At 37.1% G+C, this 26214-nt stretch carries 23 protein-coding genes; 2 read left to right on the top strand and 21 right to left on the bottom strand.

Annotation, left to right across the window (positions count from 1 at the left end; all coding sequences use genetic code 11):
- Positions 1-37: 37 nt before the first annotated feature.
- From CC92_RS0117410 to CC92_RS0117335, 16 genes are all read right to left on the bottom strand, one after another.
- A complete protein-coding gene (locus tag CC92_RS0117410) occupies positions 38-1312 on the bottom strand; it encodes a hypothetical protein (protein ID WP_029501368.1) in 1275 nt (424 codons plus the stop codon).
- Positions 1313-2079: 767 nt separating this feature from the next.
- A complete protein-coding gene (locus CC92_RS0117405; protein WP_029501369.1) occupies positions 2080-2853 on the bottom strand; it encodes a DeoR/GlpR family DNA-binding transcription regulator in 774 nt (257 codons plus the stop codon).
- Positions 2854-3070: 217 nt separating this feature from the next.
- On the bottom strand, positions 3071-3619 hold the full coding sequence (locus CC92_RS0117400; protein ID WP_029501370.1) for a BMC domain-containing protein: 549 nt from the start codon (positions 3617-3619) through the stop codon (positions 3071-3073).
- A gap of 76 nt (positions 3620-3695) precedes the next feature.
- Positions 3696-5030 (bottom strand): SLBB domain-containing protein, encoded by a 1335-nt coding sequence (locus tag CC92_RS0117395; RefSeq protein ID WP_029501371.1) that lies wholly within the window; start codon positions 5028-5030, stop codon positions 3696-3698.
- A 6-nt stretch (positions 5031-5036) separates the two neighbouring features.
- Positions 5037-5297, bottom strand: a complete 261-nt coding sequence (locus CC92_RS0117390; RefSeq protein ID WP_029501372.1) for a EutN/CcmL family microcompartment protein — start codon at positions 5295-5297, stop codon at positions 5037-5039.
- Between the two features lie 36 nt (positions 5298-5333).
- On the bottom strand, positions 5334-5975 hold the full coding sequence (gene pduL / locus CC92_RS0117385) for a phosphate propanoyltransferase (RefSeq protein WP_029501373.1): 642 nt from the start codon (positions 5973-5975) through the stop codon (positions 5334-5336).
- Positions 5976-6338: 363 nt separating this feature from the next.
- The gene (locus tag CC92_RS22665) at positions 6339-6617 is read right to left on the bottom strand and encodes a BMC domain-containing protein (RefSeq protein ID WP_029501374.1); all 279 of its coding nucleotides are present in this window, start codon (positions 6615-6617) and stop codon (positions 6339-6341) included.
- Between the two features lie 250 nt (positions 6618-6867).
- Positions 6868-7170, bottom strand: coding sequence for a BMC domain-containing protein (locus CC92_RS0117375; protein WP_029501375.1), 303 nt, complete (start codon positions 7168-7170; stop codon positions 6868-6870).
- A 49-nt stretch (positions 7171-7219) separates the two neighbouring features.
- Positions 7220-7534, bottom strand: coding sequence for a BMC domain-containing protein (locus tag CC92_RS0117370; RefSeq protein ID WP_029501376.1), 315 nt, complete (start codon positions 7532-7534; stop codon positions 7220-7222).
- 59 nt (positions 7535-7593) lie between these two features.
- Positions 7594-8799 (bottom strand): zinc-dependent alcohol dehydrogenase, encoded by a 1206-nt coding sequence (locus CC92_RS0117365; protein WP_029501377.1) that lies wholly within the window; start codon positions 8797-8799, stop codon positions 7594-7596.
- Positions 8800-8861: 62 nt separating this feature from the next.
- The gene (locus tag CC92_RS0117360; RefSeq protein WP_029501378.1) at positions 8862-10250 is read right to left on the bottom strand and encodes an aldehyde dehydrogenase family protein; all 1389 of its coding nucleotides are present in this window, start codon (positions 10248-10250) and stop codon (positions 8862-8864) included.
- A gap of 47 nt (positions 10251-10297) precedes the next feature.
- On the bottom strand, positions 10298-11092 hold the full coding sequence (locus CC92_RS0117355) for a class II aldolase/adducin family protein (RefSeq protein ID WP_029501379.1): 795 nt from the start codon (positions 11090-11092) through the stop codon (positions 10298-10300).
- Between the two features lie 202 nt (positions 11093-11294).
- Positions 11295-11672, bottom strand: a complete 378-nt coding sequence (locus CC92_RS0117350; protein ID WP_029501380.1) for a BMC domain-containing protein — start codon at positions 11670-11672, stop codon at positions 11295-11297.
- A gap of 41 nt (positions 11673-11713) precedes the next feature.
- Positions 11714-12505, bottom strand: coding sequence for a glycyl-radical enzyme activating protein (locus tag CC92_RS0117345; protein ID WP_029501381.1), 792 nt, complete (start codon positions 12503-12505; stop codon positions 11714-11716).
- A 62-nt stretch (positions 12506-12567) separates the two neighbouring features.
- Positions 12568-15171, bottom strand: a complete 2604-nt coding sequence (locus CC92_RS0117340; RefSeq protein ID WP_155998559.1) for a glycyl radical protein — start codon at positions 15169-15171, stop codon at positions 12568-12570.
- 277 nt (positions 15172-15448) lie between these two features.
- The gene (locus CC92_RS0117335) at positions 15449-16951 is read right to left on the bottom strand and encodes an alpha-N-arabinofuranosidase (protein ID WP_029501383.1); all 1503 of its coding nucleotides are present in this window, start codon (positions 16949-16951) and stop codon (positions 15449-15451) included.
- A gap of 445 nt (positions 16952-17396) precedes the next feature.
- On the opposite strand from CC92_RS0117335, the gene CC92_RS0117330 reads away from it, so the two are divergent.
- Positions 17397-18197, top strand: a complete 801-nt coding sequence (locus tag CC92_RS0117330; protein WP_029501384.1) for a helix-turn-helix transcriptional regulator — start codon at positions 17397-17399, stop codon at positions 18195-18197.
- Here CC92_RS0117330 and CC92_RS0117325 read toward each other — a convergent pair.
- Together CC92_RS0117325 and galE are read right to left on the bottom strand one after the other, a co-directional pair.
- Positions 18159-19721, bottom strand: a complete 1563-nt coding sequence (locus CC92_RS0117325; RefSeq protein WP_029501385.1) for a UDP-glucose--hexose-1-phosphate uridylyltransferase — start codon at positions 19719-19721, stop codon at positions 18159-18161. The two genes, CC92_RS0117330 and CC92_RS0117325, sit on opposite strands and share 39 nt — an antisense overlap.
- A 54-nt stretch (positions 19722-19775) precedes the next feature.
- On the bottom strand, positions 19776-20768 hold the full coding sequence (gene galE, locus CC92_RS0117320) for a UDP-glucose 4-epimerase GalE (protein ID WP_029501386.1): 993 nt from the start codon (positions 20766-20768) through the stop codon (positions 19776-19778).
- 640 nt (positions 20769-21408) lie between these two features.
- On the opposite strand from galE, the gene CC92_RS0117315 reads away from it, so the two are divergent.
- Positions 21409-22239: an AraC family transcriptional regulator gene (locus tag CC92_RS0117315; RefSeq protein WP_029501387.1), complete on the top strand. Its 831-nt coding sequence runs from the start codon at positions 21409-21411 to the stop codon at positions 22237-22239.
- Positions 22240-22259: 20 nt separating this feature from the next.
- Here CC92_RS0117315 and CC92_RS0117310 read toward each other — a convergent pair whose 3' ends face one another.
- From CC92_RS0117310 to CC92_RS0117300, 3 genes are all read right to left on the bottom strand, one after another.
- Complete coding sequence (locus tag CC92_RS0117310; protein ID WP_029501388.1) at positions 22260-23099, bottom strand: sugar ABC transporter permease; 840 nt, start codon at positions 23097-23099, stop codon at positions 22260-22262.
- The gene (locus CC92_RS0117305) at positions 23096-24574 is read right to left on the bottom strand and encodes a carbohydrate ABC transporter permease (RefSeq protein ID WP_242841379.1); all 1479 of its coding nucleotides are present in this window, start codon (positions 24572-24574) and stop codon (positions 23096-23098) included. Before CC92_RS0117305 ends, CC92_RS0117310 begins: the two co-directional genes overlap by 4 nt.
- A 127-nt stretch (positions 24575-24701) precedes the next feature.
- Complete coding sequence (locus CC92_RS0117300) at positions 24702-26162, bottom strand: sugar ABC transporter substrate-binding protein (protein ID WP_029505460.1); 1461 nt, start codon at positions 26160-26162, stop codon at positions 24702-24704.
- Positions 26163-26214 lie beyond the last annotated feature (52 nt).

The raw sequence follows: 26214 nt of genomic DNA, 5'->3' as shown, positions 1-26214 counted from the left end.
ACATTGTGAATATGGATAACAAATATAAATATTATTTTCACCATATTATATCAAGGTTAATGGCATAATCTTCTCCTGTGCTCATAGCATTATTACTACCTAAACCAATATCGATATACATTTCTATCCATTTATCCTTTACTAGATTATTCTCGTTTATTGGTATAGAACCATATATCACATTACTTTGATTACTCAAATCATTTGATGATATAATTTTAAATTTTACATAAGCTCTAATGCGATAAGATGTTGATTTATATAGACTAGACGGCTCAACCGATACTGTATCTGTTTTTATAATAACTTTATTTTTCTTCATATTTTTCACATAGTCTACTATTTTATTTGTTGCAATCTTGTTATAACTTTCATTATTCATATCACTATAATCATAAATAAAATATGTCTTTCTTAATCTAGTAATCCAGCTTTCATCCACATATCTATAGTCAACATTAAGTCTAGTTTCTAGATTATCCCTTATTTTTTCTACCCAATTATCAATATTCATATCTAAAATATTATTCATATCATATTCTCTATCCCAAGTTATAAATTGTATACTTCTGATATTCTTCGGTGATACATAATCTTTAAATTCAACTGGTTTTCTTGTACTTCCATCGCCATTGAAATATGATGTAATCTGCCACGAAAATTTTTTCTCATAAAATGAATTCGGAAAAGATTCCAAAATATATTCAAAATCCTTATAATTCTTTGGCAGTTTCGTCGTTCGTATCAATTGTCCATCAAAACTTAATTTCTTTCTTTTTGCAGTATTGTTAAGACGTGTTAGTATGGTTGTAACTTCCTTTGCATTTAACTTATCTTTCCCCCGAAATGATCGATCTTGTGTGCATTTCCCATTCGAATTTCCAACCATAATTCCTTTTAGGAAGCTCTTCACTACAGCATCTTGTTTCGATTTCGGTACCTTAGTTAAATCGCTAATTCTCTTTTTTGATGTTATTTGCTCATATAACTTTTCATCATAAGTATCTCCATGTAATAATTCATCAACACGATTAACAACCAAGGCTACATCCTGCCTGGTGATGTAACTTTGATAATTCGTGAACTCGCCTTTTTTAATGATACCTTTTTCGATCGCTGTATCTATTATAGGATTTTGGGTATCTGTGTTTATCACAATTTTGCTTGAATTTAATAATCTCTTTAAAAACTCCTCTACTGTAATATAAGTAGTTGTTGTTTCTTTGGCAAAACTTGTTGTAGCTGGTAATATTAAGTTTAACAGTAAGATAAAACTTAATATTAGTAATGTTACTTTCTTCAAAATTTTCATTCTTACTCCTCTTCTATGAATTACATTGTGAATATGGATATGCACCTCTTAAAACACATTTTTTTACTATAATCGAACAAATATAAGCTAATGAATTTGTTTTCATTATAACTATTGCTATAGTATTTCTAGTGTTCTCGTTTGGCCATGTACATTACTCCAAAAAGCACTCTTCATTCCTAGGCTCCCCTCGCCGCTAATCTATGGGCTTTTTTATGTCTTTCTTGTCATATTTAAAATCGTCTTTTACATTTTTTTAGTGCGCTCTTAAATATTGTAAAGACTCCTATTAGGCCAAATACTAAAAATTGCTTTTTTCCGTGATAACATTCTCAACATAATGACTTGTTACTCCCTTAGATGTTTACTCTTATTTTATAATGGAACATGACCATTAAATCTTTGAATTTGCGAATCTATCGAAAAACGTAAGTTTAATCTTATTTTTTACTCTTCCATCTATTTAATCTCCTTTATGTGTTTTTGATATCTCTTTTCATGTATTTATTGTCATGTCACTAGTACAATGGTGTTTTTATAATATCCTATTATTGTAATATTTTATCATATATAGTATTTTTATACAATTTTATTATTTTTGTATCTTATATTTATCATATTCTTCTATTTCGAATCAAAAGAAAAATCATAATTTTAGATTCTGTTTTTTATATTGTATTATTTCTCTACACAAAAAAAGAAGTACAGCGTTTTTCATTCGTTTTACTGTAACTTCTTCTTTCATTATTATATAACCATATTCAAAACTACTCCTGTTTTCCAGGATATAAATATTCCACTTTAGCAGAATCAAATACCTTCTTCCAGCGCTCACTTGGCTCACAATCAGTAACAATTGTAGTTAGATCCGATATTTCTCCTATTTTCTTAAATGATATCCTATCAAACTTAGAAGAATCCACTACCAGAATTTTTTTAAAGGCACAATCTAACATCTTCTTCTTTATTTCAGAATGTGTTTCGCTGGAATCAGAAAATCCCTCACCGGAATCAATTCCCTTAGAGGATACAATTGCAATATCTACATGATAGGAACTTAGCATTTTCTCTGCCTGATGACCAATCAAAGCCAAAGAACCTTCTTTCACCGTACCACCGGTCGATAAGATATTCCACCCAGAAACATCTGCTAACTCTACTAGAATTTCAATTGAATTCGTAATAAGCGTAATATTTTTCTTATGCTTTATATTTCTGGCAACAAATAATGCTGTAGAACTTGCATCCAACATAATTGTTGAATCATCTTTGATTAATCCTGCTACAATCTCTGCAATCTTTTGCTTTTGCGTAACATTCGTATTTTCACGGACGGTAAATGGTAATTCTGTATTATTATTTTCATTTAATACTGCTCCACCATAGGTCTTAATAGCAAGACCCTCTTTGTCAAGCTTCTCTAGATCTCTTCGTATTGTTTCTTCTGATACGTCAAACAATTGGCTAAGTTCGCTAACTACAACCTTATTTTCTTTTTGTAACTTCGCCAATATTAAATTCTTTCGTTCTATTGCTAGCATTTACATCCCCCCATAACTTCTTCTAGCGACTATTTATAGTATAATAACTTTTTTAGCTAAAATCAATCCTAATAACAGTGTTATATTTTTGTTTGTTTTTTGTTTTCTATAAACAGAATCATTTTACAATATCGAAAAAGGTACGCAATCCCATCAATCGTGCGCACCTCTTCATGCAAAACCTTTTATATTCTAGTTATTCTTCTGACATCTCTAGCTACATCAACTTATTGCGTAACTTCTTATCTGGATGCGCAAGCACGGAACTATCTAAGTACATACCATTTTCCTCGATAGCTTTCTTTGCAGCTTCAATCGAAGCAGTCACAGAAGCAATTTCACCAGTCAACATAAGATAAGACTTTCCACACATACCACGTGCAACTCTAACCTCTACTAGTTCAACGGCTGCTGTTTTTGCAGCAACATCTGCCGCAACGATAATGGATGCTGCTGAATAAGTTTCTAACACACCAAGAGCTTCGATATCCTCCACTACAGATGCACCATAGATTGCTGGCAAGATGCCCTCATGAGGATTACCAAGAATGAAACTATCGATGAGATGTGTTTCAAACTGAATTCTGGCTGCCTCTACCGAAGCATTTACCGCACTTAGGTCACCAGTAATTAAAATAATATATTTTCCCGGACAAACGGTTTGTGCTTCCACGATGTCAATATCTGCTGTCTTGACCATCAAATCCGCTGCCATAATACCTGATGATACGGTTTTATATTCTACCATTCCAATTGCTTTACTCATGGATTATCCTTTCTGCGCGATATTATCTTATATGTGATTTGCATATAGGATACTATCTTATGCCACCAATTAACGTCTAAATTACACTGCCTGCATCTATCATAATAAACTGATCATTCACTTCCAATACTGTTCCATCAATGGAAGCATGAACTGGTAAACTAAGACCATCACCGCTTTTTGCTAGCAATTGTCCAGTTACTACCTTATCTCCGGCAGAAACTATAGAAACTGCAGGTGCTCCCACATGCTGACTTAATTTTATCTTCACTCTTTTTGCAGTTTGCAACTCTTCATATAACGGAGCCGGAACGTTATAGTGAGTGAGACAAAGCCGACTCATCAAACGTTTTACCGGGATTTGTTGATATTGTCTGGAAGGTTCTACCGATGTTTTCTCTAGCACTTCTGGCTTCACACCATTTTGACGTAATCCCTGTTTATATAGGGTGATAAGATTTGCAGGTGATAATCCTTGACCACAAGAATACATGGAGCAAAGTCCACAGCCACAACAATACATGGTGTCTAAAAATATCTGAGGATTCTGGACATCCTTACAGGTTGCTGCTCGCATAAAAAGATGCGGATTAATTGGATGACCTAATAAATGTCTGGGACAAAGATCCGTGCACATCTCACATTGACAACAAGCTGCTGCTGCTCTTTTTAAATCAATGGAGGGCTTGCTTTCCTTACGGACCACCACATAATGATCCTTAGGTAACACGATAATGGCATTCGATGTCTTTGTTATTAATTGTTGTTCGTTTCCGATAAATCCCATCATTGGTCCACCCATAAGATAAGCTGGTTCTTTTGTTGTAATACCACCTGCCATTTCAACAACTTCTTTTACTGTCATACCAAGAGGGACTCTTACAGTTTTGGGCTCTTTCACTTCACCCACTACAGAGACTAATTTGCTTGTCACTGCCCTATGATTTATTACAGCTTCATAAATGTTATATACTGTTTCTACATTAAATACTGCTACGCCAATGTCAACCGGTAATCCACCTGGCTTTACAACCCTTCCTGTGGCTTCGTAAATCAATACCACTTCATCACCGGCAGGGTACACTTCTTTGCAGAGTTTAAGGCTCATACTTTTGTACGCACTAATCTCTGCTTCTACCGCTTCGATTGTACTTTTATAAGAAGGTTTTAAAACTATAATAGCTTCTCTTGCACCAATACTTTCTGCCATCATAGAAAATGCTTTCAGTACCTCATATGCTCTGTCTCGTAACAACTGTCTATGTAACTTTAACAGAGGCTCGCACTCTGCGCAATTTAGAATAATAGTATCCACCTTATTCGAAAACTTCGCATAAGTAGGAAAACCGGCACCGCCGGCTCCACAGATTCCATATTCTTTCACAATTTGGCTAAGCTCTTCCATCACCATCATGTCTTACTCCAGTCCTGTTGCATCATCAATAATTCCAACAATTGCCGAATCTATCGGTGAGGTTTCAGCACCGCATCCTATTCTTGCGGCACACCCCACGGCAACCAACACATATTCACCAATTCCAGCTCCCACATTATCAATCGCTACTAATCTATTTTCCTGAAAGTTTTTAATTGGTTCAACAATCATAAATTTATTTCCTATCAGATTTTCATTCTTCCTGGTTGAAACTACACTACCAATCACTTTGCCGATTAACATATTAATCCCTCCAATTTAGAGTTTTAAGACCCAAGTTTATAAAATCGTTACCATCTGTCCGCATGTAATTTTTGCAGCGTTCGCTTCATCCGTATCAATATGCATCTCCAGTGTAAAACTATGATCTACCCTAATCTGAACTTGATGAAATACCGTCTCTCTTTCATCTTCTACTTTAACAGATACAAGATCTCCATCCTTAACACCAGCTGCCATTGCATCTGTTGGTGACATATGGATATGACGTTTTGCAATAATACATCCTTCTTCTAAGTAAATCGCTCCCTTTGGTCCAACAACTGCTATCGGTGCAGATCCCTTTATGTTACCGGATTCTCTGATTGGAACCTTAACTCCCAGTTTAATTGCATCGGTGGCAGAAACTTCAACCTGAGATGCCTTTCTCACCGGTCCTAATATTCTAACATTCTCTATCGCTCTTAGCTTTAATCCTACAATGGTAACCGTCTCATTTGCTGCAAATTGGCCACCCATGAGGTCTTTTTTCTTAGTTAATTCATAACCCTTTCCAAACAACTGCTCCACATGATCTTTCGTTAGATGAATATGTCTTGCAGACACACCGACCGGAACAGCGAAGCCTGTTTTACCACTTTGTTTCTCTTGTAGTACATTTAATACCATTCGGGTTATGAGTTCAATTTGATTATCTTCCAAGTCGTTCACCTACTTTACTTTTTTTCCTAATGTTATATCTTTTGCTAGTTTAAATTTTGTTGCTTCTTTTGTATTTCGTAGTTCATTATCTTTTGTCTTTATAGTTCATTATCTTTTGATATTCATGTTTAGTGTTTCTCATCTGTAATCATGTCCACATGATATCTTTTTTGTTCTAACCTTGTTACATTTCAATTCTTGTTTGATTTTAGAATCATATACTTTTTTTGTCACTGAAGCTATGTATTTCCTTAATTTTTTTAATGGATAAAGCAACTATCGTCACTTTATCCATATCTATAAGGAGTTCTAAGTATATCCTCTAATAAGAAATTACTCTTATAAGATTATCTAGTATTTGATTTACTTAATTGCTGGTAAAATCTTCTCTACATCAGCATGTGGTCTTGGTATTACATGAGTAGCTACTAACTCACCAAGTCTTCCAGCACTAGCTGCTCCAGACTCAACAGCTGCTTTCACTGCTCCAACATCTCCTCTAACCATAACACTTACTAATCCAGAACCGATTTTTTCTGTTCCTACTAATGTTACGTTTGCTGCCTTTAACATTGCATCTGCTGCCTCAATAGCTGCTACTAAACCTCTTGTTTCGATCATTCCTAATGCTTCCTGTGCCATAATTTTTTCCTCCTTTAGAACTGTTGTATCAACAGTAACCTCATCTTTTATATTTTTATTATTTTTTATAACTTCCATAGAAATGTTACTACCGCTTACCTCCTCAATGCTCTGTCCGGTAAGTGATACTTTGGACGTACTGCGAGGCTTCTTTCCCTCTCCAGTAATCTCAGCTTTTCTCGTCGATTTCGACTTTTTATCTAACTTATCATCCATATGTGATTACCCTGCCTTCTTTTGCATTAACACACTACATTTCTTCGTCTTGTGGCAACATTTTTCTTGCACTTAGATCAACCATGCGAAGAACCTCTTCATGAGGATTTGCAATGACGGCATGAGCTACTGGCTTTTTAATAGCCTGATTTACCGCAGATTCTACTGCCTGTGTTACTTCGGAAACAGATCCTGATACGATGATGGTAACCAACCTTCCACCCATCTTTCTCTCCCAAGTAACGAACTCGACACCTGCTGTTTTGCACATAATATCGAGGGCATCTACCGCTGCGGTTACACCACTTATTTCAATAAATCCTAATGATTTTCCCATTATGTCAAGCCCCTTTCTTCGTATCTTAACACCCATTCATTGCCTATACTTAATTCTTATCAAAACCGCTTAAGTGAAGCATCTTATTCACATCACCCTCAGGTGCGGCAATTGTATGGAAAGATACGACATCAGTAACTTGTATTGCAGCTCTTTTCGCTGCATCCAAAGCTGCATTGACATCCTCGATGGAGCCTCTGAATTTTATCGTAACCAATAATGGAACGGGAAGTTTATCTGCATTTGCCGGTTTATTTCGGTCAAATGGTTCCAAGATTACATTAGCGGCCTTACATCCGGCATCGGCCGCCACAAATGCTGCCGTCAAACCATATACCTCTAAAAATCCAACTGCTAAACCCATAACTGCTACCTCTTATTCATTATTTATGATAAGGAAAAGTTCGTGAAGCGATCTTTTTCTTATTTATTTACGATAGCAATCTTAAGACCTGTCATTGCTAGATTTGTCTGAAAACCTTCGTTAATTTGTTCCAATGGATAAGTATGAGTAATCAATTTTTCCATAGGAAGACCAATTCCCTTCGCTCTCTTTAAGAAATCAAAGGTAGTTGCATAATCGCGCAAGGTATATACCCAAGAACCTACTACCGTTAATTCCTTTGCGCAGATATCAAAGTGAGGATTGATGGTTGCATCTCCTCCATTAATGAAGAATCCTAACTCACAAAGTCCGCCGCCGTTACGGATAAACTTATAGATGTTCGAGTGTCCCCCTGGAGCTCCCGTACACTGGAAAGCGAAATCTGCTGGCTTTCCACCACAAGCTGTTTCTACCGCTTTTGCTAGTGCTTCAATACCCTGATGCTCTTTGAAGTTCACACTTGCACACGCCCCCATTTCTTTCGCAAACTCTAATCTCTTAGCTTCTCCGTCTACTGCTACAATGTTTTCAATACCCATAGTACGAAGTACTGCAATACAGATAAGCCCGATAGGTCCACAACCTTGAACGACTACTCTACTGTTAAAGCGAAGAATCCCCGTTGTCTTAGCACGTTCCACAGCGTGAATTAATACTGCGCAAGGCTCAATTAAAATTCTTGAGGAAAGGTCTAAATCACTTACATTAAAGATTGTAGAACCTCCCTTAATTACTATGTAATCAGCAAACCAACCATTGAAGCGAATTTCCTTATCTTCAGGTAGTAAACCGTATACATCAGCTCCACCCACATTTTGTTTGTTTAAATCAAACATAGTGATATCTGGATTATCCTTAAAAATCATACAAGAAACCACTTTATCACCTACAAAAAGTGGCTTACCAGCACTGTCTAACTTAACATTCTTACCCATCTTAACGATTTCGCCTGTACCTTCATGACCAAGTACTACAGGAATCAAGGAAAATGGATCTCTTTTATATTCGTGAGCGTCGGTACCACAGATACCGCAGCCTTCCACTTTAACTAAGATATCATCCTCTCCGATTGGAGGTAATGGGTACTCTTTTAATTCAATCTTTTGTAACTCCGTCAATACTGCGACTCTGGCTTTCTCTGGAATCCCTGCGCTTTTCACTGAAGCAGTGCTTTGGGGAGCCTCTGATAAACCAGCTAGCACTTGACGTACAATCTGTTCTATACTTTCAGAATTCATAAAAATGATTTTCTCCTTCCTATTAATATGACACACCTTTGTATTTACAATGCAAGAATAGGACTATCTCAACGGATACACAAACTATCCGACATTACGCATCGTCTGCGTTTTGTAAATGTACTTGCACTTGTGAGTCCTTCACCGGTTCTGCTTGCTATAGTAAAGGTACAAAATCCCTCACCACCAAATCCGATGGCTGCATAGGAAGGTGCATTCTTAACAAGAATCGCTGTATCAATCGCTTTTGCATAGGTTGTGATACGGTCCACATTTTTGGAATGAATGTGTGCGGAGTGCCGATTACCGTGCTCTAACCATACCGCTTTCTCTACTGTATCCTCAAAGTTTTTCGCACGAACTATACCAAGAATTGGCATCATCAGCTCTTCGGAAATCAAAGGATGTTCTTTCTCGCCCTCAAATATGATGCAACGAATATTGGAAGGCACCTCAATTCCAATCATGCGAAGTAATGTTTTTGCATCTTTTCCAACGCAGTTACGATTCAATCCCTTTGATGTAATTACTACGCTTGTAAGCTTATCTTGTTGCTCTTTTGTAATCGCATAACAACCTTGCTCTTTTACCATGAAATTTATTAATTCATCTGCGATGCTGTTAATTGCAACAACTTCTTTTTCTGCAATACATGGAAGATTATTATCAAATGTACATCCGTTAACAATATCTTCCGCTGCTTTTCTAATGTCAGCAGTTTCATCTACTAACGCAGGTGGATTTCCAGCTCCCGCACCAATACCTCTCTTACCGCTTTGTAATACGGCAGTAACTACACCTGGTCCTCCAGTCGCAGCAATCAATGGAATATCTTTATGAGACATCATAATCTTACTACTATCCAGAGTAGGCTTTACCAAAGAACAAGCAATATTTGCTGGACCTCCTGCCATGAGAGAAGCTTCATTAATCAACCTTACTGCAAAGTTAGAGGTTTTTATCGCTGCCGGGTGTGGATTAAATACCACCGTATTTCCACCAGCTAACATACCAATCGTATTGCAAATGATTGTTTCACTTGGATTAGTGCATGGCGTGATCGCACCAATTACACCGAATGGCCCCATCTCCACTAAGGTTAAGCCACGGTCACCAGACCAAGCAGTGGTTGTGATATCCTCTGTCCCAGGTGTTTTTTCTGCTACCAACTGATGTTTTAAGATTTTATGTCCCACATTACCCATACCAGTTTCTTCTACCGCCATACGGGCAAGTGTTTCTGCATTCTCTATCGTTTTCTTACGTATCGCAGAAATGATTTTTTCTCTTTGGTCCATCGACATCTTCTTTATAACTAACTGAGCCTCTTTTGCAGCTTCAATTGCTTGGTTCATATCGTCGAATATACCAAGTTCAGTCTTCGGTGTTTGAGTCAATTGCATACTCGCTACGACATTTTTGACAATGTCTTGAACCAACTGCTCATTTACTGTCACTTACGATCCCTCCTTATCGGAACTCACTATTTCGTAAGTACCAATTCTTATAATCCTAACTGCTCCATAACCTTTTTTGTAATGGAAGCAACTAAATCTGCGTTATCGGAAGCACTTTCCTTACAGTCATTTCCACAACAGTGACAACTTGCTTTTCCTTCCTTTGTATTGGAGCAAAGATCAGCAGGATGCTTTCCTTTTAACCCAAATTCTCTTCTTAATTCGTATAATCTCTGAACCTGAGAATTGCTTAATTCTTTTGGCCCTCCAAGAACTTTTGCTTGATATAATAACTGTGCATAGAACTCAGTTGATTCCATCTTAAAATATGCATTTAGTAAAGTATCGGAAAAGCTTAATGCACCATGATTTGCTAATAAAACGGAGTCAAAATGTTGAATATACTTAGAGATTGCATCTGGAATCTCATCTGTAGAAGGTGTACCATACTCAGCAATTGGAACACAACCTAAAGAAATAACTGCCTCTGGCATAATTGGCTGTGTTAAAGGAATTCCTGCAATTGCAAAGCTTGTTGCATACATTGGATGAGCATGAACTACTGCATTAACATCTGGACGCTCCTTGTATACTCTCATGTGCATTTTGATTTCAGAGGATGGTTTATAGATTCCATTTGCTTGAAGTACTTTACCATTTTTATCTACCTTACATATGTAATCTGGTGTCATAAATCCTTTACTAACTCCAGTTGGTGTACATAAAAATTCATTCTCATTTAACTTTACAGAGATATTACCGTCATTTGCAGCAACCATACCCTTGTTATAGATTCTGCGTCCTATCTCGCATATCTCCTTTTTGATTTCATATTCGTTCATTGTAATCCTCCTTCTATTTTCTGTGACTTTTATCGTTGTATTTCTTTGTTTTTCTATATTATATTACCTAAACGTTCATAAGTCAACACATTATTTATTTTTTAATGTTGTTTTATGTGGTTTTCATTTTTTTCTGGTGAGATTCTAGTTTTCATACAACATTATCTATTTATCTTTCATGTTCTATCTTATTTTCTTTGCCCTAGGTACGTGTAATATCGCATACGGAAAAAGACAGAGTACGGTTTGAATACTCCACAATCGCATTCATTGCGGATTCTACCTCAGATACTGTTCCTGTGAATACTAAGGTACCACTGGTATAATCGACATTTTGCAATGTAACTCCCGATGCCTTTACCGCTAAATCAGCTCCAATAATTACTGCTTCTGCAGGGCTCATCGTTAATATTCCAATGGAAGCCTTACTCTTATCGCTTTCTTTTTGAAAAGAAAGTTTATCAATTAAAAGTGGATCTGGCGCAGCTATAATATGAGCCAAAGATATCTGCTTGCCAGGTACTAACTCCTGCACAATACGAAGTTTCTCTTCGGTTGTCATCGAATCATAGATTCCCATAGTGTCCTCTCATTCTGCCGCTTGCGGCATAAAATATTGGTCTAGCCACCAATTTTCACAATTAGTCCAGAATGTCTTTCTGCTACTTTTTTCAAACGTTCCATCTCTTCTATCATTGGAGGCATAATACCCTTTAGTAAATACTCTCTGTTTAATCCATCGTATTTATCACTGCCGAGGCGATGATATGGGAGCAAGTTCATTTCCTTTACTCCTGGTAAGCTGCCTGCAAATTCTGCAATTGCTGCAATTTCTGCATCCGTATGGTTAAAGGTTGGTATCACTGGTACTCGGATAATCAGCTCTGTTTTTCCAGAGGCAGCGATTTTTTCCGCATTTTCAAGCACAAGTTCGTTACTTTGACCGGTAAATAATTGATGCTTCTCTGAGTTCATATGTTTGATGTCCATCAGATATTGATCTAGAACTGGTAAAATTCTATCAATCACAGTAAATTTTGCAAAAGCAGTGCTCTCCATTGCCGTATGCAATCCTTCTTCCTTACAGGCATGTAACAGATGATACGTAAAATCCGGCTGACATAAAGCTTCCCCTCCTGAGAGTGTAACTCCTCCGCCAGACCTTAGATAATAATTTCGATCTTTTAATACCTCCTGTAGTACTTCGGAAACGGTAACATCCTTACCGATTGTTTTGTCTTTCCCCTGAACCTTCATTTTCTGAATCTCATATTCTTGAGATTCCGGATTACAGCACCAACGACATCGGAACGCACAGCCCTTTAGAAATACAATGGTACGAATTCCATTTCCATCATGAATGGAATATCGTTGAATATCAAATATTCTTCCTTTTACATTTAAGTCATCCATCTTAACTCCATTCTGTCGCAATCCTGTGAATTTTGGCACCAGCACAAATTCATACGTTATTTCTAAAATCCTTGTGTGGTTCGATTAATAATATCATCTTGTAAGGAGCGGGATAATGTAGTGAATAGGGCGCTGTAACCAGCAACACGAACCACCAGATGTTTGTAGTTTTCCGGATGCTTTTGTGCATCTACTAATGTTTCTCTGCTTACCACATTAAACTGTACATGCATCCCTTTTTGATCAAAGAAAGCTCGTATTAATGCCACAAACTTTTCTAATCCGCCACGCCCCTGTAGAGCTGAAGGGTGAAATTTCTGATTGTATAAAGTACCATTTGTTGCATCCATATGATCAAGACGTGCCACAGAATTAGCTGCCGCAGTAGGGCCTTGCACATCACGTCCCGGTGCTGGGCCAACGCCATCCGCAATCGGGGTATAGGCGAGTCTTCCATCTGGAGTCGCTCCTGTTTGTTGTCCAAGCGGAACATTTGCAGAAACTGGATATAGGCCAGCTTGGTATACGCCACCTCTAGGATTTTTATATTTCTGCAATGGCTTTGTATAGGTATAAGCAATCTCTCTAGCAAATTCATCAATTGAAAGAATATCATTCCCATACTTTGGTAATTCCTCAATCATCTGGAGGATTTCTTGATATCTTAATCGATTATCAGAACTTCCTGCCACTCTTGTAGATAACGGGTTCTCCGTGTTTTTGTTCTTTTCCTCAAGGACAGTCTTTAATATTTGTTCTATTTCCTTTTCGGAAGGTTCTTTCCCATGTTCTCTTAAGTTTTTAACAATCTCTACTGTGATTTGCCCAGCTAATTCGATATCAATGGACGGATGAGAGCTTACACTTACAGAAGCATTTTTTGTTGGCATACCAAAATTATGTAGAAGTGCTTCTTTCATTTCGGTAATTCCCACTTTACCTTCCTCGTATACAAGTTTCTTAATCGCATAAAGAGAATCTGTCATATTTGCGATGCCAAATCCTTGCGGCCCAGTAAAATTGTATTTTGCGCCACCTTCCTGAACACATAAACCGCGTCCAATACAGTCTTCCACCATAGAGGATTCAAAAGGCAACGGACAAAGTTTTGCATGCGCCATATCAATCGCATTATCCGCATTAACAAGCAACGAAATAAAGTATTCCATTTGTTTTTTATATGCATCATAAAAAGCTTCAAATGTCGTGTGATTTTCAACGGAGCCGGTTGGAACACCAACTAATTTTCCATCTTCATATCCGCCTGAAAATACCATCTCGAGTGGACGGCACATATTAAAGAACGCTGCATCATGCCATCCATCGGTTTTACCAGGCACTTGCGGCTCCACACAACCAATAATGTTATAGCTTCTTGCTTCTTCCATTGTTGCGCCTTTGCTCATCATCGCAGGGATAATTACCTCATCGTTATAATAAGCAGGCAATCCGATTCCAGTTCTGGTAACTTCTGCAGCTTTTATTAATAAATCATGGGGAGATCCATTCCATACCCTGATACTTAATGATGGCTGTGGTAGCATTGTGTGCATCGCAGCCTCTAATACCATGAAACTCAGTTCATTCGTAGCATCCCGTCCATTACTGTCTTGTCCGCCGACAATCATATTCTGGAACATTCCATATCCTGCAAACCCTTCCGCAGAAGCGGCATCACGGCATTTGTTAATATCATTTAATTTCACAAAGATACAGTCAATAATTTCTTGTGCCTGTTCTCCTGTGATTCTCCCCGCTTCAAGGTCAGCTTTATAATAGGGATACAAATATTGATCAAATCTTCCCGGTGAAATGGAATGCCCACTTGATTCAATCTGTAATAAAAGTTGTACAAACCAAAATGCCTGGCATGCTTCATAAAATGTAGTCGCACCCTTTGCCGGAACTCTTTCACAATTTTTTGCAATCGTTAAAAGCTCATGTTTTCTCTTCTCATCCTGACAGATAAGTGCAAGTCTTTTCGCTTCCATGGCATAGCGCTTTGCATACAGTATGGCTGCATCACAGCTTCTGATTACTGCATGATAGAAATCAAGTCGGCTTGCATAATCAGCATCTCCTAGTTGCAATTCTTTTTTCCTACTGAATACTTCTTCTTTAATTCCTTCATAACCGATTGCAATTACCTTATCATACTGCACAGTGATATGCCCAACACCATTATAAAAATAGTTCCCCGGTGTAAACACATTGTGCTCCATTGCAAGTTTCGTTTCTGGAGCCATATAATAATCTGCTAATTCACTAGTTGTTTTTCCCTTCCAATAGCTATGTACTTTCCTTAACTCATTCTTTGCTTCCTCAGAAATATAAAAAGGGTCTGCTGATCTAGTCTCAACAGTATCAAGTTCTGCTATCAGCCAATCAAAAGAGAACTCAGGGAAGGTCTGACATCCTCTTTCTGCAATCGTAGCACTACCTACAATTAATTCATTCTCTCGAATTACAATCGGAAGATTCTTTGCTATATGTTCAAAGGCCTTGGAGCGTCTGCTTATGATAGGCTCTCCCTCTGTCTGCTGATACGATTCCGTAATTAAAACTGCTCGCTTTGATTCAATCTCTGGCATTTTCTCGTACAACGCATCAATTAGTTTTTGTATACGAGGTGATTTCTCATATCCTTTTTTGGTTTCCGCCATCATACCAACCTCCTAACTTGTGGTTTTGTGTCATTTTACTGTAATTATATCATTCCACTTATTATAAGTCAATATAATCCCACATATATTATGTTTATTTGTGTGGGTTTTGAATATGATATCGATGATATTGTTTTTTTATATTAATTTCTTCCATCTTCCATGATCTACGCTACTTAATGTCTTTTGTATTATAAAAAAAGCTATCGAAGAAATACAGCATAGACTTCTTTGATAGCTTATAATTAACAATTGTAATACTCACTTAATACAATTTCGTTTATTTCACTGTAAAACGAATCACATTCCAAGAATATGGCTTTAAGGAAGCTATTGCGATATTTTCATCGATCCTTGTAGTTCCTGTCGCACTAGGCACTACATTATTTGGATTGCTGGCAGTATTCGTAGCCTTTAAGTCCGCATGGATCATCTCCGTATGCTCCAATAAGGTTGCACTCTGAAACTCAGTCAAATCGATAGAAAAATCTATGGTCTGGTCAGCAGAACGATTTACAGCAAACACTACAACTTCATTCTTCTCTTCGTTATGTACTGCAACGGTTTCAACATAAGGTACTTTATCGCTGATTTTATTCTCATAAGTTTCACATTCTAAGATTGGTCTTAAGGCGGTCCCTCTTCCAAAGTTTGATACATGCATAAACGGATAGAAGATAGTTTGAGCCCACGCAGTCCCACCATTCTCTGTCATAATTGGTGCGATGACATTCACTAGCTGAGCAAGACATGCCATCTTGACACGATCACAATGTTTTACAAGTGCAATTAGCAAACAGCCAACAAGCAATGCGTCTTCAAAGGTGTAGATATCTTCTAATAAGCTTGGTGCTACGCTCCAAGGTTCTATCTTCTTATCCTGATCATGACTATGGAACCATACATTCCATTCGTCGAAAGAAAGATTGATAGTCTTCTTAGAATGCTTTTTCGCCTTCACAGAATCACAAATCGCAACAACTGATTCGATAAAAGTTTCCATCTCTAAGGATTTGGCTAAGAATAACCCCGGATCGTTTTCATAATTCTGATAGTATTGGTGCATGGAAATATAATCGACATAATCATAAGTATGTTCTAATACAGTACGTTCCCACTCTCCAAATGTAGACATTGTTAAACTAGAGCTACCACAGGCAACCAACTCAATGCTTGGATCAACCCATTTCATGACTTTCGCTGTTTCACAAGCAATTCTTCCGTATTCCTCCGCAGTCTTAGCACAGGTTTGCCAAGGTCCATCCATCTCATTGCCTAAGCACCAGACTTTAATATCAAATGGCTTCTCAAAACCATTCTTTTTTCTTAAATCACTATAATAAGTCCCACCAGGAAAATTACAGTACTCTAGTAAATCCTGGGCTTCCTGTGGTCCTCTTGTCCCTAAATTAACAGCCATCATCACATCGCTATTGACACGTTTCGCCCATTCCTGAAACTCATCTACACCGACTTCATTGGTCTCAATACTCTTCCAAGCAAGGTCAAGACGTCTTGGTCTCTTTGCCTTTTCTCCTATCCCATCTTCCCAACGGTAGCCTGATACAAAATTGCCTCCTGGATAACGTACCATCGGAATATTTAATTCTTTAATCAATTCCATGACATCCTGACGAAATCCCATATCATCTGAGGTTTCGTGGTCTGGTTCATAGATACCTCCATATACTGCTCTTCCTAAATGTTCAAGGAAGGAACCATATATTCTTTTGTCTATGGTTCCTATCTTATTGATTTTTGATAGAGTAAGCTTTGCTTTCATTATTTTCCCCATTTCTGCGCTACTTTTGTGCATCCCAAGTTTGTGATCGCAGCGCAGACACAAACTTGCTGAGTGAACGATTTATCTTACACTTTTTCTTTATGATACCTTATCTTTTTACTTACGTTTTACAACAAGTAAGGCTACCTTTCGCATGAAATAATTAGGAATCTATAACAAGATTCCATAATACGTCTTGTGATAATCTCTTGACCTGATACTGTTTGTGTAGTACTCTTATGCTTGAAAGAACTATGATGCTAAATCACCTTGCAAATACACAGTAGTTAGGTCACCACTCATCCTACTAATACATATAACACAGCATAGGATGTTTTCCAATGTAAAAAAGTATTGTCTCATTGTCTTTTTCTACTGTTTTTAAAAGAGCTGATTTTAATAATTAAACACAATTTCAAAAAACAGTAGCAGAATAGGAGGTTCTATGATTCATTTAAGTCACTGTGGTTATAATACCCACAACGCAAACTATGATGTTATTGACCGTCCAAATGGTTCTGGGGATTATTTGTTTCTTTATTTCATTGCTCCAATGAAAGTCACATTAGATCATCACACTATATTAACAAAACCAAACGCATGTATTCTCTACTCTCCGAATGCAAGTCAATATTATGGAAATGTTGAAATTTTTTATAACAGTTTTCTTCATTTTGAAGTAGCACAGGAGTATCTGTCCCAATTTCATATACCTACCAATACTATTTTTTATCCAAAACACTACACTGCAATTAATCAATACATACAACAAATCTTAAATCAGAGTATAACAAAAGAACCCCTCTATGAACTGGCCATCCATTCCCTCACTACCGAGTTACTAATTACGGTAAGTAGGGATATCAATGATCCTCATCACAAAGGGGTTACCTCTGAACATATATTAGATGTTATGAAAAGTGTCCGTATTCAAATTTTAACAGACTATGCAAAAAGTTGGACACTCCCTGAAATGGCAAATCTGGCAAACTTAAGTGTCAGCCGTTTTCACTACTATTATAAGTATTATTTTCATATCTCTCCAAAGGCAGATTTGCTAGAGACCAGGCTAAGTCAGGTTCAATTTTTACTAACTGACCAGAGTATCTCCATTAAAGAAGCCGCCAGATTAACTGGTTTTGAAGATATGCCTCATTTTACAAGGCTTTTTAGTTCAAAGACTGGTATGACCCCAACCAAATACCGATTAGAGTTCCTTGGCACCGAGGGAAGCCATGAAGCGTAAAAATGCCTGTTTTCCTTCTTTCGTGCGCTTAAATACTCCCGCTTGTTCTAAGATGGAGCAAAAAGCAAGTCCAACCTCGTCTTTGATGATATCGTCAATCCTATCATCTGTTAATCTGGAATACTTATTGCGTATGGTAGTGATCCATCCCGCATGTTTTGCAGTGGATTCTTTTTCTAATGGGTTTTTATTCTGTAAGAGGCAGGCTTTGACCTCCTCTAATTCGAGAAGTAAACGAGATGGTAGGATTGCAAAACCCATAACTTCAATTAGACCAATATTCTCTTTTTTAATATGATGATGTTCCTGATGTGGATGGTAAAGCCCATCCGGATGCTCTTTCGTTGTAATATTATTACGAAGGACTAGGTCAAGTTCATAATAGTCCGAAACCTTTCTGGCAATAGGCGTAATGGTATTATGTAGTGTTTCTTCAGTCTTTGCATATATCATTGCGCTTTCATCGCTATAAGCACCCCAGGCATTCCGAATTCTTTCAGCAAGCTCAACAATAGCTTCCGTTTCTTTTCCACGCAAACGAAGCACTGACATTGGCCATTTTACAATTGCTACTTCTACCTCTTTGAATTCTTCAAACGTAAATTTTTCCTCTACTTTTGCTTTCGCCATAGCAAAGGTATAGTTACCTCCCTGATAATGTTCATGAGTTAAGATGGACCCTCCTACAATTGGTAGGTCTGCATTGGAACCCACAAAATAGTGAGGTAAAAATTGAATAAAATCAAATAGTTTCGCAAACGTAGTACGATCAATTTTCATTGGACTATGTTCCCCACGAAATACGATACAATGCTCATTATAATAAACATAGGGTGAATACTGCAAAAACCAAGGCTCCTGATTCATCGTTATTGGTATTGTCCGAAGAGTGTTTCTTGCGGGATGATTTACTCTTCCTGCATAACCTTCATTTTCTTTACATAACTGACATGCTGGATATGCTGTGTTTTTAGCATGGATTAAAGCAGCAATCGCCTTCGGGTCTTTTTCCGGTTTCGACAAATTAATCGTAATATCAAGATCGCCATATTCTGTTATGGTAACCCATTTCACATCTTTTTGAATACGATAGCGGCGTATGTAATCGCTATCTTGGCTTAGCTTATAATAATAATCGGTTGCCGCTATTTTATTGCTTTTATAAAGAGAGTAAAATTTTCTTATTACCTCTCTTGGGTATGGAGTTAAGCAATCCATTAGTTTCGTATCAAATAAATCTCGATAAACAATACTGTCTTCGATTAACCTTTGTTCACAAGCATAATCTAATAATACTTTTAAGATTTCTTCTAGATTATCTGGATTTGTTTGAGTCTCTGTCTCGCTTATCTCTATTTTAGATTTTTCTGTTTCGGAGGATATGGTAGCCATATCCTCCTCATAATCAGTTATTTGTAATTCAGACAAGATTCGATTTCTAACATAGATACGATCTTCTTCCTCTATTAAGCCCGTTATGATTCCATACTGAACCAAACGTGCAACTCCTTGGTACACGCTCAATTTATTCCTCCAATCCTGCGAATGCTTATCACTTTAATGGTATATCCAATACTTTTATTCCTCAAATCCATTCGGATGATTTTTATGCCAATTCCATGCACTTTCAATAATCTCTTCGATCTCTGCATGCTGTGGTTTCCATCCAAGTATGGTCTTTGCCTTATCACTCGATGCTACTAAGGTCGCAGGATCGCCCGCTCTACGGTCTGCTAAGACTACAGGGATTTCTTCTCCAGTCACTTTTCTGGCTGCCTCAATTACTTCCATTACGGTGTGTCCCATACCATTTCCAAGATTAAAAATATTACTTTCACCGCCAGCCATCAAATATTTCACTGCCAAAATATGTGCTTGTGCTAAATCAAGCACGTGAATATAATCACGTACACAAGAACCGTCTTTTGTCTCATAATCTGTACCGAAAACACTGATTGCTTCTCTCTTATGATTTGCAACTTGTAATATAATCGGGATCAGGTGAGATTCTGGGTTGTGTGCTTCTCCGATTTTTCCAGACTGGATAGCACCGCAAGCATTAAAATAACGAAGCGATACATAACGAAGATTATGCGCTACAGAAGTCCATTTGAACATCTTTTCCATGGATAACTTCGTTTCGCCGTAAGTATTGGTTGGCTCAGTGCGGTCTGTTTCAACGATTGGTACACGTTCTGGCTCCCCATAAGTTGCAGCTGTAGAGGAAAATACCACTTTATCGATGCCGTGTGCTACAAGAGCTTCCAGTAAAACTTTCGTTCCACATAGGTTATTATCATAATATTTTAGAGGGTTAACCATACTTTCCCCAACCAAGGAATTCGCTGCAAAATGAATGACAGCATCGATGTCCTTTTCTTTATCTAATACAGTATCTAAAAATGCGCGATCACGGATGTCACCCTGATAAAATGTTGCATCTGGATGAACTGCCTCCTTATGCCCTGTTTCAAGATTGTCAATTACCACAACCTGTTCTTTCGCTAAAATCAATTCATAAACGGTATGTGACCCAATATATCCAGCTCCACCAAGTACTAAAATCTTCATAATACTGCCTCCTTTTTATCAATTCTTTTCATTTCTCTAATATTTTGCATTATTACATGCCTTTTTTACTTTATACGTAGCAAGTGTATAGTTCTTTGTCTCTCATTCCAGCTGTTACTAATATCATATCCCATCTTAGCAGGATTACAATATGAAAAAGTATTCTCTTTATGTAAAAATGTTGCATATTACTCTTAAAATGATATAATAAATAAAAAATACTGAAAAAAAAACTGAATTACGTAAATGATATAATACAGTGACTATATATGAGCACAGCAACTACATATCCAGCCCTTTTTTTATGAAATTAGATGAACTGATACTTACAAGTAAAAACATCTTTTATTATATCATGAATTTAGGATAATAAATTCATGATTGCAATCAACCAAGCCTTTCACTAGGCAGTCTTATTATATCACATAGGGATAATTTTATGAAAGAAATTTCACTATAATGCACAAAATAAATAGTAGTAAAAAGTACCAATGTTATATTTATTTCAGTTCTAAAAATAGAAAATTTGCACTTGTATAGATAACGCAAAATTGCCACCATAGACATTCCAAGTGTTAAACAGTTGAGATCTTTTGTTGTTAATTTCCATGCGTAATAAAGAGCGCAGATGGGAGTATAGATGAATCAGACCTTTAAGAATTCTTATAAAGTAAAAGAAAAAGAAATGGTATCCTTATCTGTATATAATGTTGGTTATCAGAGATGTGAACCAAAGTATCAGTGGGGTCCTGGAGTACGTGATCATTATTTAATCCATTACATAGTTTCAGGGAAAGGATATTATGAAACGAATCATAAAACCTTTCCCCTAACATCAGGCGATGTATTTTTAATTTACCCAGATACCCAGGTGACCTATTATGCTGATGCAAACGATCCTTGGGAATATTATTGGGTCGGTTTTTCCGGAAGTGATGCTGGATTGATATTAGAGTCCACCGATTTTTCGAGCGAATCTCCAGTGATCTCTTCTTGCTCTTTCGGAGAGAATGTTAGGGATCAGCTTTATAAAATCTATGAAGCTCGTGGAAATGAATTCACCAATGCAGTTGCTATGGCTGGCCAGCTCTATATTACCTTAAGCCTCTTCCTTACGGGTGCATCGAATCATAAGAAAAAGCATCATCAAAACCTGGATTATGTTCAGAAAGGTATCACCTATATGGAGTCACATTTCTCTTATCCGATTACCATTGACGATGTGGCTGACTATGTTGGTATCAGTCGAAGCCACCTCTTTCGAGAGTTTAAATCACACTTAGGAAAGTCCCCAAAAGAATATCTCTCAGAATTTCGTATCAAATACTCCTGTACACTACTAAAAAATACGGATTTGTCTATTGGGGCAATTGCTGCTTCTGTCGGTTATGACAACGGGCTCTATTACTCCAAGGTATTTCAGTCGATGAAAGGGATGCCGCCTAGCAAATACAGAAGCTTAAATAGCTAGTCAACTAGGATTTCTTCTTATTACCCTTTCACAGCACCGGATGCCATGCCGTTCACCATGTATTTTACAAGGAAAAAGTATAAGATAACAATTGGAACTGCAATGAAAATTGAACCTGCTGCAAATCGTGCAAATTCTGTTTCACCTAAACTCATTAACCCTTCTGCTACCGTATACATATTTTTTTCTTTTAATAAAAGTTTTGGTAAGATAAAGTCACTCCAAGGCCAAGTAAATGAAGTTAATGCGGTGTAGACAATAATTGGCATAGATAGCGGTAAATTTATCTTACGAAAAACAGTAAAATTGTTCGCACCATCGATTCTAGCAGCTTCATCGATTGAAGTAGGTATAGTATCAAAAAATCCCTTTTGCGTAAGATATCCCATCGGTGCCCCAGCGCTATAAATCAGGATAAGTCCCCAATGATTATTAATCAGATTAAACTGAGTCATCAAGAGATAAACTGCTATCATTCCCATAAAAGAAGGAAACATGCCAAGGACTAACGTGGTTTTCATCATTGGTTTTCTAGCCTTAAACTGAAACCGTGACATCGTATACGCGGTTAATATCACCAAAAAGGTACTTAAAATACAACTAAAGGAAGCAATGAAAAGGGTATTTAAAAACCATTTTGGATAATTATAGAGAGCGGTATCGGTAAATAACAAGCGAAAACTATCGAAACTATACTCTGCTGGAAAAAAACCATCAAAGGAGTATATCGTTCCCGATTTTGAAAAGGAAGCAAGGATTAACCACAGACAAGGGAAGAAAAAGACTAAAGCAACCGAGATTAAAATGATATAGGTCACCACAGTGTCCAAGGTTTTTATAAAACTTCGTTTCTGTCTCATTGAAAAGTATCCTCCTCTCTGTAGGAATGCGACCTTACATAGATCAAGAGTGAAAAGATCGATGTTAACAGGAAGATAACCAAGCTAATGGCAGCACCGATATTATAATAGTTGTTATCAATCGATAGATTGTACAACCAGTTTATCAATAAATCCGTATCACTCGCTAAGAAATAGTCTTCCAGATACAATCCACCTCGTAAGAAGTAAAAGATACCAAAGTTATTAAAATTACCCATGAATTGAGTAATTAAAACCGGTGTTGTTGAGAATAAAACAAATGGAAACGTAATCTTTTTAAATCGTTTCCATGGTCCTGCTCCATCAATTTTAGCCGCTTCTGATAAAGTTTCATCCATATTGGATAAAATTCCTGTGGCAAGTAACATCGTAGTTGGTATACTAATCCACGCATTCACTCCAAACCCAATAATTCTTGCTGTCCATTTTGCATCCAAATCTAAAAAACCGATTGCCTTATATCCAGCCCCTGTAATCATTTGGTTAATCGGCCCTCCATAGGAGAACATAAACTTAAAAGCTAACAAAGTTATAAAACCGGGAATTGCATAAGCAAGCACTGGAAATGCTCTCCAAAATGCTTTCCCTTTTACACATTTCTTATTTAATAGTAAAGCTAAGAATAAACCGCCAAAATAATTGATGGCTGTGGATACTACTGCCCATAATAAGTTCCATAATAGGATTCGAAAGAACGTTGGTGCAAACTGCGATAGTGTTACTAGCTTTTTAAAGTTCTGTAAGCCTACCCAGTCCACAAGCTCTGGCGGAACAATGTTACCACCGTAATTCGTAAAGGCTATAAATATCATAAAAACAATCGGAACTATATTAAATATACTTACCCCAAGGATAGGTAGAAATAGAACACTTAGATAGAATTTTTTATCAAGTAATTGAGCGACTTCTTCTCTGAATGTAAGTGGCTTTTTCCCTTGTTTTATCCTAAGAGTTGTTCTCTTCACATCCTTGATATTATTAATATAACAGCATAAAAACAATACTATTAGTATAAAAGCTAAGATTCCCATGATGAGAAGTAAGATTGAGTTATCTCCTTTTATCCCTAACCATGTGTCCGCTTTTTGAGTTCCTAGTGTAACTATCCCTTGGATAGCATCAATCCCATAAAAAATAAAATAAAATAGAAATCCAAGGAACAAGAGAAAATATAATATTCCTTTTATGTACTGTTTATAAAGAATTTGTCCCAAGCCCATAATACATGCAGATGCAAATACATAGCTTTGGCTTTTCTTATCTTCTGATCTCCGCTTGTTCTGATTTATCTGCTTATTTGGCTCTATCTGCTTACTTGGCTCTATTAACTTACTTGGCTTTATCAACTTATTTGGTTCTTTCTGCTTATTTAGCTCTTTTTGCTTTATTCTCTTATTCTCGTCCTCCTTTTGATTCTCTTCTAACTCTTTTCTTTTTTTACTTTCTTCCATCATCACCTTGCGCCTCCCGTGTCCTACAAACCAAATCTTCTCTAAGCTTTCTCCCTTTTGGTAATCTCATATTTACAGAAATGGAGAAGCTCTCAGGCACATAATATCTTCATTTTTTCACTCCAGGCACTTATTCCTTCGTCGTTAGAGTGAAAATAGCGTCGTTGATTTGCTTGCTTACAGTATCCAGACCTTTCTGGTAGGATTCTTTCGTTATATATTTTTGTTCTCCTTCCTTACGAAAGGCATCTTTTGCTAAGTCAGAAAAAAAGGTGTTCATAGGATCCCATATCTGTGCGACTTCTTGTATCGATGGCATAATTACTATATTTCCACTTGCAAGCTTCTCATATAGTATCGCAGAAAGTCCTCCAGCTGCTGTTGCTGCATCGTTTCTTGCTGGAGCAATTCCTAAGTATTCATTTCGTTTCATCATCATGTCATAACTTGTTGAAAAGTCTACGAAAGCAAGGCAAGCATTCGGTGCATTCGTATAAGCGCTGATCGCATATCCATTGATTCCGCCCATGGATTTGGTTTCCATGAATTCATTCGATTCCTGTGTAATATCACCATTTACAGGTAGCTTCGGCAGAGAAGTTATCACAAGATTTTCTTCTGCTTTTTTCTTCGCTTCGTCATTTGAGAGTCCATCCTTTTCATAGGTTAGGATAAGTTCCTTTAAAAAGGTTGTATATACATCCGGCGTTGATACTGTAGCAAAATAGGTTCCATCTCCTAACTTGGTATATGCACTTCTCTTAATCGTATCATCGATACACTCTTCATTCATAATTCTAGCAAGTTGCTTTAAAACCATAGTACCCTTGTAGGCATCACCAGCTCCAAGTCCAATGTCCTTAGGGTCCGTATTGTTTTGTCCAAAGATATAGCCTCCATAGGAAAACAAATATCCTGCGGAAAAGTAAGGATCATATAAGGACACCATGTATCCATATTTCTTACTGTCAGCTTCGTGCACCTCTTTTGAGTACCGATACATTGCGCTCCAATTTTCTAACATGTCAGGGATACTATTCTTATTGGCATCCCAGGTTGTATCCCAATCATTTGGTAACATATCTTTACGATAATATAGCATGGTGGCCTGAACATTAACGGGTACACCGCAGGTATAAACCTTACCGTCAACCTCAGACTGATAAGCCTTCCAGGCAACTTCCGGAATCTGTTCATAACAATCAAGAGATTCCACTGGTAGAGGAAGAATATGTTTTCCTTTTACATATTTCATCAATACATCATTTGCCTGGTATAAAATATCTGGTCCATAACCATAAGGTCCATCGTTTGCTAGATCTAGATATTGGTCCATATTCGCGTCAACAGCAACAATTCCATATTCTTTATATTTTTCATTGAATGCATTCATTAATTCATTAAAGTATCCTCTCTCAATTGCAGTATCATTCTCTAGTACACGAATTGTTACATTCCTTTCAAGTTCTCCCTGAAATAAGGCACTGCCAGTTGAGGTAGGATTGTCCTTAGAACCTTTACTTTTTCCGCAACCTACAAATAATACGCCGCACAGTAAGAGTGCTAACAATTGTTTTCCTCTCTTTTTCATCTGATTCTCCTTTCAAGTAATCTATCATGAAATAATAAATTAACGATAATAA

Origin of the sequence: Lachnoclostridium phytofermentans (assembly GCF_000733755.1) — a bacterium.
In the GTDB taxonomy this organism is placed as follows: Bacteria; Bacillota; Clostridia; order Lachnospirales; family Lachnospiraceae; genus Lachnoclostridium; species Lachnoclostridium phytofermentans_A.
The sequence above is the reverse complement of the archived record's forward strand: the minus strand, read 5'-3'. Positions and strand labels throughout refer to the sequence as shown.